Raw genomic sequence first — 12,943 nt, forward strand, 5'->3', positions numbered from 1 at the left:
CCACCGCCCATGGCGCCCTCGGACGGCGTTCGGCAACGCACCGGGCGGGCTTCAGTTAACGGCCGCCCGCCCCGCCCCGCATCTCGGCGGGCGTCTGATCAGCCCAGGGACCCGGGCGCGGCGGTTTCGTCCAGCGCCAGCCGCATGAGGGTCAGATCGAGCCGGCGACCGAACTTGATCCCGGCCTCCCGGATCGTCCCGGCATGCTCGAACCCGAAGCGCTCGTGGAGCCGGACCGAGGCGCCGTTGCCCGATTCGATACCGGCGATCATGAGGTGATGGCCCGCCGCGCGCGCCGCCGTGATGAGCGCGGTGAGCAGTGTGGAGCCGATGCCGAGCCCGTGCCGGCCCTCGCGGACGTAGACCGAGTCCTCGACGGTGTGCCGGTATCCCTCCAGGTCCCGCCAGGGCGCGAACACGGCGAACCCCGCCACCTCGCCGCCCGTCTCGGCCACGAACGCCGAACCGCGCTCCAGGTGCCGCGCCAGCCAGGCCGCGCTCTCGGCGGGCGACTGCGGGACCTCGGTCCACAGGGCCGTCGAGTGCTCGATCGCGTGGTTGCGGATCGTACGCACCGCCTCCGCATCACCGGCGCACGCCAGGCGCACGGTCACCGTAGGACCTCCCGCGTCGTCTCTCTCATATATTGGAAGCATGTCCAACATAGTAGATCCCCTGGTGGGGCGGATCGCGGCCCGGATCCGTGCCGAGCGCGAACGGCGCGGCTGGACCCTGGCCCAGCTGGCGGAGGCGTCCGGGGTCTCCCGCGCCATGATCAACCGGATCGAGCGCGGCGAGAGCAGCCCCACCGCCGTCGTGCTGGGCAAGCTGTCCGCCGCCTTCCAGCTGAGCATCGCCTCACTGCTCGCCCTCGCGGAGGGCACGCGGCCGGCGACCGGGGAGGAAGCGGGCGTGCGCCGCCACGGAGAGGCGCCCGAGTGGCAGGACCCCGCCACCGGCTACCGGCGCCGCCAGATCACCGGCGCGCACTTCCCCGCGGACGTCGCCGAGATCCGGCTGCCCGCCGGGGCCCGGGTGCCGTACCCGGCCGCGGCCTTCGCCTTCGTACGCCAGGTCGTCTGGGTCCTCGACGGCCGCCTGACCTTCCACGACGGCGACGAGACCCATGAACTCGGCCCGGGCGACACCCTCGAACTCGGCGACCCCGCCCCGCGCGTCTTCGCCAACACGACCGGCGCCGAGTGCCGCTACGCCGTCATCCTGTCCCGGGGCGCCCGGCCCTGATCCACGCCCGTCAGTCCTCGCCGTGCTGGCGGCGGATCCGGGCGGCCACCTCGTTCTGCTCCGTCTCCCACCAGGGCCGTACCCGTACGGCCCCGGTGCCGTCGGACGCCCGTACGGCCTCGGCCTCGTCGGACGCCGCCCGCGCGCGGCCCGGCGCGGCCACCGGGGAGGCGGCCGGCGCGAGGTCCCGGTCCAGCCGCCGGTCCAGGGCCGCGGCCTGCACACGCTCGGCGCGCGCCCACTGCGCCAGGATCGCCAGCAGGAAGGGCAGCGCGACCAGCTCGGCGATGCTCAGCATGGCGCCGCCGCCGATCTGCTGGTCGTGCTGGACGTCCGGCGACCAGGCGGGCGCGTGGTGCAGGTACCAGGCGCCGGCGATCAGCGTGCCGTGGGTCATCACCACCAGGCCGGGCACCGCGTCGATGATGCCGTCCAGGAACACCAGCGCCGCGCGCACCGGGTGGTTGCACCACGTGGGCAGGGCCGCCTCCCGGGTGAGCACCGGTACGACGAACAGGCAGCCGGCCGCCAGCAGGTGCAGATACATCAGCTCGTGCAGCCAGCCGACGCGCAGCGCGGTGGCGAAGTACGGCGTGAAGTAGACCGTCAGCTCGGTCCCCAGCACCAGGGCCGTGCTGACCAGCGGGAACGTGAGCAGTCGTACGACCCGTCCGCTCATCGCCCGCCGCACCCGCCCTGCGCCCTCGCCCGGCAGCGCCTCGATGGCCAGCCGCAGCGGATCGCCCAGGGCCAGGCCCAGCGGGGTGATGAGGTCGAGCAGGACGTTCTGCACCGCGGCCGGCCAGAACAGCACATGGTCGTAGACCGCGAGACTCGACATGGTGGCCACCGCGAGCCCGCCGAGACCCAGCAGCCCGAACGCGAGGATCCGGCCCGGTGACCAGGTCCCGCCGGCCCGGCGCACCCGGAGCACGCCCCAGCCGTACAGACCGCCCAGGAGCGCGATCAGGATCAGCGCGGGCACGTCGAGCTGCCACGACCCCAGCGCGCGTGCGGGTGTCAGCTCCGGCAGGCTGCCGACCGCCAGCGCGGCCGTCGCGTGACCAGACATGGAAAAGCTTCCTCCACCTGCCTCTAGGGGGCGCACCGGACCGGTTCACACCGGACCGGGGCACACCGGACGACAGGTGACAGTAGCGGCTGACCGCACGCGCCGTGTCGGCAGGGTCGGCCTCAGCGGGCCAGCCGGCCGGACGTGCTGAAGCGGGCCGCGCGGCGCCGCAGATGGCGGTGGCCGACCTCGGCGCGGGAGCCGGTCGCGCCCGGCCGGGTCCGGTAGAAGAGGCGCTTGCCCACCTCCACCAGGGCGAGATAGCAGAGCACCATCCCGGCCAGCGCGGCGAAGTAGCCGAGCGGGAGCCGCTGGAAGCCGAGGGTGGGCGCGAGCGGGGTGAACGGCAGCAGGGCACCCACCACGACCACCACCAGGGTGGTCAGCACCAGCGGCAGACTCGCCCGGCTGCGCCAGAACGGGCTGCGCCGGGTCCGGATCGCGAAGATGACCAGCGTCTGCGTGGCGAGGGACTCCACGAACCAGCCGGTGCGGAACTGCGCGGGCCCGGCGTGGAAGACCCACAGCATCACGACCGAGGCCCACCGAGAGCGCCACGATCACCGCGTCGTTGCGCTCGCCCACGAAGTACGACACGACGGCGGCGGCCAGCAGCAGGCCGAGCAGCGGGGAGCGCACCTGGTGCCAGAGGACCAGCAGCCCCCGCGCCCGGTGCGAGCGGACCGCGTTCGGCCCCCAGCGCTCCAGCCGCCGGGCCGCCTCCCGCTCGGTCAGCCCGGTCCGCTCCGCCGCCAGCTCGCGCAGCACGTCCTCGCCGGGCCGCGCCGCCGCCGCGCCGATCCCGCTCGCGGCGCCCGGTCCGGCGTCCACGGCCGTGGTCACCATGAGGGGCCGCGGGGATCGATGCCGCTGGGGTTCCGCATGACGAGAACGCTCCTGCCCGCCGGGACGCCGGCCCTGCGGCCGCTCGATCACCAGTCTCCGCGTCCGCCCCGTGAACGCCACGGGGCCGTTCGGTCCATCCCCCGCCCGCCCAACGGCCCCGGCGCGGGCCCGGTGTGCGGCAGGATGGCCCCGTGCCGACCAACGCGAACAGAACCGACCGGACGGACCGGATAGCACTGACCGAGGACGAACTGCGGGAGATCACGGGCTACGCGGCCGACTGCGCGGGCCGGGTCCTGCACCTGTTCGAACAGAGTCTTCCCGCCGACCGGCGGCCCCGCGAGGCCGTCGAGGCGGCCCGTGCCTTCGCGGACGGCGGCCGCCGCACCCAGGCGCTGCGGATGAGCGGCTTCGCGGCGTTCCGCGCGGCCCGCGAGCCCGCCCCACCGGCCGCCGCCGACGCCGCCCGCGCGGCGAGCCACGCGGCGGGCGCCGCGTTCCTCCACCCCCTCGCCGACGCCCATCAGGTCAAGCACATCCTCGGCGCGGCGGCCCACGCCGCACGCGCGAGGGAACTGGCGGCGGACGAGGACCCGACCGCAGCCGCCGAGGCCCTCGCCTGGGCACGCGAACACGCCCCGGCCGCCGTCACCACCGTCCTCGCCCGGCTGCCCGCCGCTCCCGCCGGGGGCGGGCGCGTGGGGGAGTACCTGCGCGGCCTGGACCGTGCGCTGCGTGCGGGAGCGGATGAGCCCCGCGGCCCGGGGCGGTCCTGAGCCCTCGTGATCCGGGGCGGGCGGCGCGGTCGCGAAGCCGGGACGGCAGCCGATCACCCGGCCCGGCCGGGTGTCCGCGCGGCTCAGCCCGCCTCGCGATGCAGCACCCGGCGCGCCGCCTCGGCCTCGGCCGCCGGCGGGGACAGTTCGTCCAGGGTGTCCAGCTCGTCGTCGGCCTCCAGTTCCCGCTCCCAGGCCGCGGCCAGCTGCTCCTGTTCGGCGCGCGGTTTCGCGCCGATGGCCTCCCGCTGCTCGGGGTCCAGAGCCGCCATGAATCGTCCGATCACGTCCGTCGGCATGCCGTGCTCCTTGTCGCGCAGAACTGCCGGTCTCAGCCCAGCATGGCCAATGGGACGGGCGCCCGCCTCTCGGCGGCCGGTCAGACGGTCAGCTCCGTGCGCGCCGGTGCCGTGGTGGCGAGATCGTGCCGGATGAACCACTCCGTGCCCATGAACCGCCGCAACTCCGGCACGGAGAGAGGGGCCAGCAGACCCGGTACCGCCCCGCGCTCCACCTCGGAGCGGTGCGCCAGTACGGCGGCGACCTTCCGCTCCAGCCAGGGGACGACATCGACCGTCGCCGTGATCTGCTCGTCCGGCACGCTGTAAGCCGTCTTGCGCTCCCCGACCACCTCCCGCAGCGCCGGCACCGCCGAGTGCGGATGGGTCGCCAGGTACAGGGCGCGCGGCTGCCAGGGGGCACCGGCCTCCGGATGGAACCGCGCCAGCCCGGCCGCCTGGGCGGCGAGCAGCGTCACCCGGTGGGTGTGCACATGATCCGGGTGCCCCGTCATCCCGCCGTACGCGTCGTGCGTGACGACGATCTCCGGGCGGAACGCGCGGATGTGCGCCACCAGTCGCCGTACCGCCTCGTCCAACGGCGCGTCGCAGAACCGCGCGCGGCCCGGCGCCGACCACGGCACCCGCGCGTCCGCGTAGCCCAGCAACCGGGGCTCCCCGGCGCCGAGGATCCGCAGCGCCTCGGCCAGCTCCGCCGCGCGACCGGTGCCCGCCGCCCACGTCGAGGTGACGACCCCGGTACGGGCGCCCGCGGCCGCGTGCCGGGCCAGCACCCCGCCCGCGCACAGCGACTCGTCGTCGGGGTGGGCGAACACCGCGAGCAGACTCGGCACGGACACGGACGGACCGCCTTCAGCTTGGGGAACCGGGGGACGGCTCATACCGGGCCCGCGTACGCCGTCCGCCCGCCGCCATACGGACGGCGCACGGTCAGTCCCCTCACCTCGAACGACATCTCGCTCGTCGCGGGCTCCGGCGGCGGGTGGTAGCGCCCGGCGCACACCGAGAGGGCGACGATGAGATGGGCCCGCCACGCCTGCCCCACGCCCCGGTGGTCGGCGAAGACCGAGGCGCCGTTCAGCGACCAGATCACACAGCGCGGCCCGAACTCGGTGCGCAGATCGACCCAGGCCCCCGGACGGACCGCCTCGTCATGGAGGTAGCAACTGGCGCTGCGCACACGGTTGATGAACTCCAGATGGTCGGGGTTGTCCACGTGGTACTCGAACACGTCCACTCCCTGGCCGCCGTCCCGCCAGGTCCTGATCGCCGGCCAGGCGCCGGTCTCCCGGGGCAGCCGCACCCGTGCCTCCAGGACGTCGCCCGGCTGCACGGTGAACCCCTCCCGGCTGCCCTCCGTGGTCAGCAGCCCCGTGTCCCAGCGGCCGTCCGCCCGGCGGGTGGCCCGGAAGACGCCCGAGCGGCAGTAGCCGGGATCGGCCACCAGCCGGTCCAGCCGATCCTCGTCCGGATGGGCCGGGCCGCCGCCCGGGAACGCCCGCGAACGGCCCGCGACCCACTGGGTCGTGGAGGTGAAATCCGCCGTGAACACCACGTCGGTCGCGGCCGGGAAACGCGGGGCGCCCGATAACGGGTCGCCCCGCGGCGGTTCGTCCATGTTCATCGCCATGACCGATGTCTCACCGCCTGGCGGCCGGTCATGCGCCCGCGCCATGACTCTTGGCGGGATATACCCATCCGGGTGAACGGCCGGTATGCGCCCCTCCGGAACCGGCCTGCCCGGCACCCGCTTCCCCGCGGGCGGCGCGGTGGCCGACCCGGGCCGCCTGTACGGCTATGACCCCGCCGTCTCGTCCTGCTCGGCGAGCCCCTCCGGGCGCCTTCCCCGGGGCTGCTGCGGCTCCGGCCGCACCGGTGGCGGCGGGATCGGCCGGTCCTGCGGCGCGTCGGCGGACACGGTGACCGGATCGCCGTAGTGGAGGATCGTCAGCGGATCGCCCTCCACCAGCCGGTAGCGCGCCTGCCGCGGACCGATGTCCACCTTCAGCCGGCGCCCGCGCACCTGCACGGTGAACACCACCCGGGACAGCGTCTCCGGCATCCGCGGCGCGAAGCCGAGCACATCCGGCCGCTCGTCCTCGCCGAGATGCCAGCGCAGGCCGCCGAAACCGCCGACGACGGCGATCCACGTCCCGGCGAGGGAGGCGATGTGCAGCCCGTCGCGGGTGTTGTGCTCCAGGTCGTCCAGGTCCATCAGCGCGGCCTCGCCGAGATAGGCGTACGCCAGCCGGAGGTGCCCGGTCTCGGCGGCGAGCACCGCCTGGCAGCACGCCGACAGGGAGGAGTCGCGCACCGTCAGCGCCTCGTAGTAGGCGAAGTTGCGCGCCTTCTCCTCCTCGGTGAACGCGTACGGGCACTCCATCATCGCCAGCACCACGTCCGCCTGCTTCACCACCTGCTTGCGATACAGGTCGAAATAGGGGTAGTTGAGCAGCAGCGGATAGTTCTCGGGCGGGGTCCCCTCGAAGTCCCAGCGCTGGAAGTGCGTGTATCCGGCGGACTGTTCGTGCACACCCAGCGTCTCGTTGTGCGGGATCGCCATCCGGGCCGCCGCGTCCCGCCAGGCCGCCGCCTCCTCGTCGTCCACGCCGAGTTCGTCGGCCCGGTCCGGGTGGCGAATGGCCACATCGGCCGCCGCCAGCAGGTTCTGGCGGGCCATCAGGTTGGTGTAGAGGTTGTCCCGGGCGATGGCGCTGTACTCGTCGGGCCCGGTGACCCCGTCGATGTGGAAGACGCCCTCGGGGTCGTGGTGGCCGACGGAGCGCCACAGCCGGGCGGTGTCCACCAGGAGGTCGAACCCGACCCCGCGCTCGAACTCCTCGTCCCCGGTCGCCGCGATGTACCGGACCGTGGCCAGCGCGATGTCCGCGTTGATGTGGAAGGCGGCGGTCCCGGCCGGCCAGTAGGCGGAGCACTCGGCGCCGTCGATGGTCCGCCAGGGGAACGTCGCGCCCGCCAGGCCCAGTTGACGGGCGCGCTCGCGGGCCGCCGGCAGGGTGCTGTGCCGCCAGCGCAGGGCGGACGCCACGGCCTGTGGCGCGGTGAACGTCAGCACCGGCATCACATACGCCTCGGTGTCCCAGAAGGAGTGCCCGTCGTACCCGGTCCCGGTCAGCCCCTTCGCGGGGATCGCCCGGTTCTCGCCGCGGGCCGCCGCCTGGAGCACATGGAAGAGGGCGAACCGCACCGCCTGCTGGATCTGCGCGTCCCCCTCCACCTCGACGTCCGCGCCCGCCCAGAACTCGTCCAGATAGGACCGCTGCTCGGCGACCAGCCCGTCCCAGCCGGTGCTCACGGCGACCGCCACCGCCCCGTCCACCTGGTCGCGCATGCTGGGCAGCGAACGCTCCCCGGACCAGCCGTGGGCCACGAACTTGACCAGCCGCAGCGGCTGTCCGGGCGCCAGGTCCGCGGTCACCGTCAGCCGGCTGACGTCCGGCTCGCACTGCGCCGACCAGCGGGTGCCCTCGGGCCCCTCCACCAGATGGTCGGCCGCCGCGCCCACCCGCAGCCCGCTGCGGTCGGTGTGGTGCACGAGGCGCAGCCGGGTCTCCTCGGCGTAGTGCTCCTCCGCCGTCAGCGGCGAGTCGGTCGCGGCGGCGACCCGGGGATCGCCCTCGACATGCGGGAGTTGTTCGTTGGCGATCAGCTCGGACTGGATGGCCACCGAGGCGGGGCCGTCCTCCGGCTCCACCTCGTAGACGACGGCGGCCACCGCGCGCTGGGTGAAGGACACCAGCCGCCGCGAGGTGATACGGACCGTGCGGCCACCGGGCGAGGTCCAGCGGGCGGTGCGGCTGAGCACACCGGTGCGGAAGTCCAGGACCCGCTCGTGCGACAGCAGCCGGCCGTAGCGCAGGTCGTACGGGTGGTCGTCCACCAGCAGCCGGACGACCTTGCCGTCGGTGATGTTGATCGCCGTCTGGCCGGACTCGGGGTAGCCGTACCCGGCCTCCGCGTACGGCAGCGGATGCCGCTCGTGGACGCCGTTGAGATAGGCGCCGGGCAGGCCGTGCGGCTCGCCCTCGTCCAGATTGCCGCGCCAGCCGACATGCCCGTTGGACAGCGCGAACACCGACTCGCTCTGCGCGAGCACGTCCAGGTTCAGCTCGGTCTCGCGCAGGGACCACGGCTCGACGGTGTAGCTGGGATGCGTGATCACGACGACTCCAGAAGTTCCGCCAGGTCGCGGACGACCACGTCGGCGCCGTGCGCCCGCAGCTGCTCCGCCTGCCCCACCCGGTCCACCCCCACGACCAGCCCGAACTCTCCCGCCCGGCCGGCCTCGACACCGGCCAGCGCGTCCTCGAACACGGCCGCCGCGCCGGGCTCCACGGACAGTTCCCGCGCCGCCTCCAGATAGGTGTCCGGGGCGGGCTTGCCGCGCAGCCCCCGCTCACGGGTCACCACTCCGTCGACCCGCTCGTCGAACAGGTCCGCGATACCGGCCGCGGCCAGCACGTCCCGGGCGTTCGCGCTGGACGACACCACCGCGCAGGCCAGACCCGCCGCGCGGACCTCGTGCAGAAAGCGGACCGAGCCCTCGTACGGCTCCACCCCGTCCTCCCGGATCCGGCGCAGCACCAGCTCGTTCTTGCGGGCACCCAGCGCCCGCACCGTCTCGGCGTCCGGCGGATCCTCCGGCGACCCCTCGGGCAACCGCACCCCGCGCGCCGCGAGGAACGTCCGCACCCCGTCCTCCCTGGGCCGCCCGTCCACGTACTCGTCGTAGTCCCGCACCGCGTCCAAGGGCACGAACTCGGTGCCCTCCCGCCGCGCGCGCTCTCGCAGCCAGGCGTCGAACATCTCCTTCCAGGCCGCCGCGTGCACCTTGGCGGTCCGGGTGAGCACCCCGTCGAGATCGAACAGACAGGCGCGTACATGTGCGGGAAGCCGGGGCATGTTCCGAGGCTAGGAGCCACCGGTGGCCGACGGCGTGGGGACACCGGCCCGGCGCGCCGGAAGGCACCCGCTCGGTGGAGGCGTGCGCCGGGCCCCATGACAGGATGCGCGGATCATGAGTGCTGACTGGTACATCCTCATCGAGGAAGACATACGGAACACGAAACATCTCCAGGCCATCGAGTTCAGGCTGCACCAGTGGAAGCTGGCGGCCGCGCACCGTGTCACGGGGGACGAGGCCCGGATCGCCGCCGTGGCCGAGGACGCGGCCCTGCACCACCTGCCGACCACCCTGGGCCGCCACGCCAAACCGGGGGACCAGCCGGCGCGGCACGCCTTCCTCGCCCAGGACGGCTCGTGGGTGGTCCTCGTCGGACTGCGCGGATATCAGTGCCACATACGGGTGAGCACCGCCCGGCTCATGCATGTGCGGGAGGAGAAGGAGACCCCGCCGAAGACCCTCAAGGAGATGCTCCGCGGCGCGTGGGAGGGGCCGCCGCCCCTGGAACAGCCCTGGTCCCCGCCGACGGACGACGAGGGCTGAGGGCGAACCCCATGCCCCCGAGGGGCTGAGGGCGGACCGTAGCGGCGGAGAGGGCAGGATTTGAACCTGCGTGGACCCCATGGGGGTCCGACCTCGAGGCGAGCTCGTGGGTCCCCGATAAACCGCTCCGGGCACCTCTCCTTGTTCCCGGTCCGGGGCGGTGCTCCGTTCCGTTCACAAGAAGAGGATGGCAGCGGCCCCTGACAGGGCGCTGATGTGTCCCTGACGCGTCAGGACCGGGTCCGGGGGCAGGACACGTCCGTGGCGGGCAGCCGGCCGGACGCGAGGTAGGCGTTCACCGCGTCGTCCACGCAGGCGCTGCCGAAGACGCCGAACACCACGTGCTGGTCGGCGTCGTGCAGGGTTATCAGACGGGAGCTGGGCCAGCCGCGGTGGACCCTCTCGGCACCGGAGTAGAGGGTGCGCGGGTCGCCGGTGGCGTTGACCAGCAGGGCCGGGAGATCGGCGCGGAGGGCGGTCGGCCGTTCGCGCGGCGGTCCCCAGAACGCGCAGGCGTTGATGTCGTTCGTGACCGGGGCGAAGAACCGGTCCCGGGGATCGGCCCGCCGCAGAGAGCGCCAGTAGGTCTCCGGATCGCGGGGCGCGGTCCCGTCACCGCACAGGATCGCCGTCTGCGCGCTGCCGTAGGCGGAGTCGTGTCCCGTCAGCAGGAACTGGAGCAACTCGGCCAGCCAGGGCGACGGGGACACCGGGTCGCCCCCGGCGGCGCGCCGCAGTTCCCGCACTCCCTGGGCGAAGTCGCCGTAGGCCGAGGGATTGTCCTGGGAGAGGCCGTTGAAGACGAGGGTGGGGAGAACCTGGTCGTCCACCCGGTACGCGCCGACCCGCAGCGGGGCGCGCTCGGCGGCCGACTGGACCTCCTCCACCGTCGCGAGGACCGCGTCGCCGGTACGGCCCAGGCCGTAGTCCTCGTCGTGCGCGGCGGTCCAGTCCGCCCAGCCGCGCAGGGCGTGCTTCCCCGCGGCCTCCGTGCCCCGCAGCAGTCGCGGACCGTAGCGGGCCGGGTCGATCACACCGTCCAGCACCACCCGGTCGGTGCGGCCCGGGAACATCGTGGTGTACACCTCGCTGAGGTAACTGCCGTACGAATAGCCGAGGTAGGAGATCCGGCGTTCGCCCAGCGCGGCCCGGATCACGTCCATGTCGCGGGCGCTGTTGCGGGTGCTCGCGTACGGCACCAGGTCGCCGGCGTGGGCGCGGCAGCGGCGGGCGAGGCCGGCGGAGAAGGACACCATCCGGTCCGTCAGGCACGGCGGCCGGTGCGCAGGTCGGCCACGCCGTCCGTGACGGACCAGCGCGCACAGCCCGGCTCGGCGGCGGGCGTGTCGACGAGCACCGCGGCCCCGGCGATCCTGTCCTCGGTGACCAGCCGGTGCACGGACCGCCGTACGGCCTCGCGGGTGCCGCACGCGCGGGACGCGTCCGGTGGCCGGGCGGCGGCCAGTGGCGCGGCGAGCAGCACCAGGGCGGCGGCCCCGGCCATGAGCGCGGTACCTCTGCGAAGTACGGGTGGAAGTAAAGGAATTGCCATGTGGACCACGGTAGAGATCGCCAGGGGCGCGATCACTCCGGCAGGCAGCCGGACCCGTGCGGGGGCCAGCACCAGCCCGCGCGCTGGGGGAAGCCGGAAGCCCTCGGCCGCTCGCCCCGGGACTTACCCCGCGACGAGCGCCCTGCCGTACACCGTGGAACCGCGCCGCACCGTCATCCCGATCCGCTCGTACAGCCCCAGCGCCCCCGTGTCCGAATGGGTCCACAGGACGCAACTCCGCCTCCCCCGGGAGTAGAAGGCGCGGAACGCCTCGTGCAGCAGCAGCCGCGCGATACCCCGGTCGCGCCGATCGCGGCGGACCGCGACCCGCTCGACGTACCCCTCGCCGCCGTCCGGCGCCCCGGCCACCAGGTCCGTCCCCGGCACGGGACCCGCGGCCACCCCGTCGGCCGCCCCCGCACCCGCCCCCGGATCCAGCGACAGCACCACCCCGACCAACCGGTCGCCCTCGAAGGCGAGCGGCGACGCCTCCGGCGCGAACGTCGCCCGCCCGACCGTGAGCCGCGCCCACTCCGCGTACGGCTTCCGCCGTTGCTGCCACTCGTCGAAGGCGTCCTCGGTGAGCCGGTACGCGGCCTGCTCGTCGCCCGCGCGGAACGTCCGTACCGTGATCCCCGCCGGCGGCCGGGGCACCACCGGTTCGGCGGGCATCGGCAGCTCCAGCAGCCACTCGGTGACCATCCTGGCGTACCCGCCGGAGCGCAGCAGCGCGGCGGCCGCGAGATCGCTGTCGGAGATCGTCTGGGCGAGCCGGTCGCCGCCCAGCTCCCGGGCCCGCGCCTCGGACCAGGCGAGCAGAGCGGTGCCGAGCCCCCGCCCCCGGTGCCCGGGGTGCACATGGACGCTCGCCCGCCGCCCCCGCACCCAGCCCCACGCCGCCGGGTCCCCGGTGGGACCGGTGACCAGCACCGTGTCACCCGCCGGCGCGTCCCCGGCCATGCCGAGATCGGCCGCGACGCGGTCGGCGTCGGTCGTCACCAGTCCGTGCAGCGCGCGCTCGCCCGCGCCGACCAGGCGGTGCACCGCGTCGGTGTCGGCCGCGGTGGCGGGGCGGACCCGATAGCCGGCCGGCCATGCTCCAGCGGAAGAATCAGCCATGGAGGAACCCTGCACCGGCACACCCCACCGGAAACAGGGGGAAGGCCCCCGTCCGGCACCGGCGCGGCCAGGGGCCCTTGTGCACCCGGTCGGGACAGGCCGGCCGTACGGCCTGGGTCAGTGAGCCGGGTCGGCGTAGTACGGCACCGCGTTCGGCCCGGTCGGCCGCTGCTCGGACTTCCCAGACGCGCACCGCGCCACGAGCGCTGCCGCCCCCGGCACCCGGCCCGGCCCAGACCGCATGGCAGCCCCCGCCCCCACCCGCGCGTGCGCGTCCGGCGCCTCCCGTACCCCCGGGCGAGGCGCCGCAGCGGTCGCCCTGGAGCGTGTTCCGCCCCGCCGCCGGGCCGTACCGCGATGCCCGGCCGGCGGCGCGCGCGGCCGGGGCACACAGGCCGGCCGGGTACCCTGCTCCCCCCACCACGCCGGACGCCGTATTGCCGAAGCATGACCGGACACTGGCGTACAGGCGGCGCCGGCCAGGCCCTACACTCACTTGGTAGCCGCAAGCAACGGAATGTGAGTGATGATCGGCACAGAGAGCCGCAGAGGCCATGAGGGCGCCGT

Annotated in this window: 13 protein-coding genes and 2 pseudogenes; 3 read left to right on the forward strand and 12 right to left on the reverse strand. The window is 74.3% G+C overall.

Going from position 1 to position 12,943, the window contains the following annotated elements:
* Positions 1-98: 98 nt before the first annotated feature.
* A complete protein-coding gene (locus GHR20_RS34000; RefSeq protein WP_343336033.1) occupies positions 99-614 on the reverse strand; it encodes an N-acetyltransferase family protein in 516 nt (171 codons plus the stop codon).
* Positions 615-654: 40 nt separating this feature from the next.
* Between GHR20_RS34000 and GHR20_RS34005 the strand changes: the two genes are divergently transcribed.
* Positions 655-1,245, forward strand: coding sequence for a helix-turn-helix domain-containing protein (locus GHR20_RS34005; RefSeq protein WP_153815399.1), 591 nt, complete (start codon positions 655-657; stop codon positions 1,243-1,245).
* Positions 1,246-1,255: 10 nt separating this feature from the next.
* Here GHR20_RS34005 and GHR20_RS34010 read toward each other — a convergent pair whose 3' ends face one another.
* The gene (locus tag GHR20_RS34010; RefSeq protein ID WP_153815400.1) at positions 1,256-2,317 is read right to left on the reverse strand and encodes a cytochrome c oxidase assembly protein; all 1,062 of its coding nucleotides are present in this window, start codon (positions 2,315-2,317) and stop codon (positions 1,256-1,258) included.
* 122 nt (positions 2,318-2,439) lie between these two features.
* Positions 2,440-2,847 carry a cation transporting ATPase C-terminal domain-containing protein gene (locus GHR20_RS34015; RefSeq protein WP_153816250.1) on the reverse strand — a complete coding sequence of 136 codons (408 nt, stop codon included), beginning with the start codon at positions 2,845-2,847 and terminating at the stop codon, positions 2,440-2,442.
* A 507-nt stretch (positions 2,848-3,354) separates the two neighbouring features.
* Between GHR20_RS34015 and GHR20_RS34025 the strand changes: the two genes are divergently transcribed.
* Positions 3,355-3,939 carry a putative immunity protein gene (locus GHR20_RS34025; protein ID WP_243878212.1) on the forward strand — a complete coding sequence of 195 codons (585 nt, stop codon included), beginning with the start codon at positions 3,355-3,357 and terminating at the stop codon, positions 3,937-3,939.
* An 83-nt stretch (positions 3,940-4,022) separates the two neighbouring features.
* Here GHR20_RS34025 and GHR20_RS34030 read toward each other — a convergent pair whose 3' ends face one another.
* The 5 genes from GHR20_RS34030 to GHR20_RS34050 all read right to left on the reverse strand — a co-directional run bounded on the left by GHR20_RS34030 (position 4,023) and on the right by GHR20_RS34050 (position 9,161).
* Positions 4,023-4,238: a hypothetical protein gene (locus GHR20_RS34030; RefSeq protein WP_148025746.1), complete on the reverse strand. Its 216-nt coding sequence runs from the start codon at positions 4,236-4,238 to the stop codon at positions 4,023-4,025.
* Between the two features lie 80 nt (positions 4,239-4,318).
* Positions 4,319-5,077: a PIG-L family deacetylase gene (locus GHR20_RS34035; protein ID WP_153815401.1), complete on the reverse strand. Its 759-nt coding sequence runs from the start codon at positions 5,075-5,077 to the stop codon at positions 4,319-4,321.
* 38 nt (positions 5,078-5,115) lie between these two features.
* Positions 5,116-5,856, reverse strand: coding sequence for a beta-glucanase (locus tag GHR20_RS34040; protein ID WP_111583030.1), 741 nt, complete (start codon positions 5,854-5,856; stop codon positions 5,116-5,118).
* A 177-nt stretch (positions 5,857-6,033) separates the two neighbouring features.
* Positions 6,034-8,421 carry a glycosyl hydrolase family 65 protein gene (locus tag GHR20_RS34045; protein ID WP_153815402.1) on the reverse strand — a complete coding sequence of 796 codons (2,388 nt, stop codon included), beginning with the start codon at positions 8,419-8,421 and terminating at the stop codon, positions 6,034-6,036.
* Positions 8,418-9,161, reverse strand: coding sequence for a beta-phosphoglucomutase family hydrolase (locus GHR20_RS34050; RefSeq protein ID WP_153815403.1), 744 nt, complete (start codon positions 9,159-9,161; stop codon positions 8,418-8,420). Before GHR20_RS34050 ends, GHR20_RS34045 begins: the two co-directional genes overlap by 4 nt.
* Positions 9,162-9,276: 115 nt before the next feature.
* Here GHR20_RS34050 and GHR20_RS34055 point away from each other — a divergent pair, with 115 nt between their 5' ends.
* Complete coding sequence (locus GHR20_RS34055; RefSeq protein WP_153815404.1) at positions 9,277-9,705, forward strand: hypothetical protein; 429 nt, start codon at positions 9,277-9,279, stop codon at positions 9,703-9,705.
* Positions 9,706-9,750: 45 nt separating this feature from the next.
* Here GHR20_RS34055 and GHR20_RS34060 read toward each other — a convergent pair.
* The 4 genes and pseudogenes from GHR20_RS34060 to GHR20_RS34075 form a co-directional block, all read right to left on the reverse strand.
* A pseudogene (locus GHR20_RS34060) lies at positions 9,751-9,846 on the reverse strand.
* Between the two features lie 89 nt (positions 9,847-9,935).
* Positions 9,936-10,967: pseudogene (locus tag GHR20_RS34065) on the reverse strand (alpha/beta hydrolase); the annotation flags it as partial.
* Between the two features lie 2 nt (positions 10,968-10,969).
* Positions 10,970-11,209 carry a hypothetical protein gene (locus GHR20_RS34070; RefSeq protein WP_153815406.1) on the reverse strand — a complete coding sequence of 80 codons (240 nt, stop codon included), beginning with the start codon at positions 11,207-11,209 and terminating at the stop codon, positions 10,970-10,972.
* Positions 11,210-11,380: 171 nt separating this feature from the next.
* Positions 11,381-12,376 carry a GNAT family N-acetyltransferase gene (locus tag GHR20_RS34075; protein WP_153815407.1) on the reverse strand — a complete coding sequence of 332 codons (996 nt, stop codon included), beginning with the start codon at positions 12,374-12,376 and terminating at the stop codon, positions 11,381-11,383.
* Positions 12,377-12,943: the final 567 nt, after the last annotated feature.

This window comes from Streptomyces sp. SUK 48 (assembly GCF_009650765.1).
Classification (GTDB): Bacteria; Actinomycetota; Actinomycetes; order Streptomycetales; family Streptomycetaceae; genus Streptomyces.

Excerpts from the sequence above, each read along its gene's own strand:
- GHR20_RS34005 (WP_153815399.1), top strand. The coding sequence starts at position 655 with ATGTCCAACATAGTAGATCCCCTGGTGGGGCGGATCGCGGCCCGGATC.
- GHR20_RS34010 (WP_153815400.1), bottom strand. The coding sequence starts at position 2,317 with ATGTCTGGTCACGCGACGGCCGCGCTGGCGGTCGGCAGCCTGCCGGAG.
- GHR20_RS34015 (WP_153816250.1), bottom strand. The coding sequence starts at position 2,847 with ATGCTGTGGGTCTTCCACGCCGGGCCCGCGCAGTTCCGCACCGGCTGG.
- GHR20_RS34030 (WP_148025746.1), bottom strand. The coding sequence starts at position 4,238 with ATGCCGACGGACGTGATCGGACGATTCATGGCGGCTCTGGACCCCGAG.
- GHR20_RS34040 (WP_111583030.1), bottom strand. The coding sequence starts at position 5,856 with ATGGACGAACCGCCGCGGGGCGACCCGTTATCGGGCGCCCCGCGTTTC.
- GHR20_RS34050 (WP_153815403.1), bottom strand. The coding sequence starts at position 9,161 with ATGCCCCGGCTTCCCGCACATGTACGCGCCTGTCTGTTCGATCTCGAC.
- GHR20_RS34055 (WP_153815404.1), top strand. The coding sequence starts at position 9,277 with ATGAGTGCTGACTGGTACATCCTCATCGAGGAAGACATACGGAACACG.
- GHR20_RS34070 (WP_153815406.1), bottom strand. The coding sequence starts at position 11,209 with ATGGCCGGGGCCGCCGCCCTGGTGCTGCTCGCCGCGCCACTGGCCGCC.
- GHR20_RS34075 (WP_153815407.1), bottom strand. The coding sequence starts at position 12,376 with ATGGCTGATTCTTCCGCTGGAGCATGGCCGGCCGGCTATCGGGTCCGC.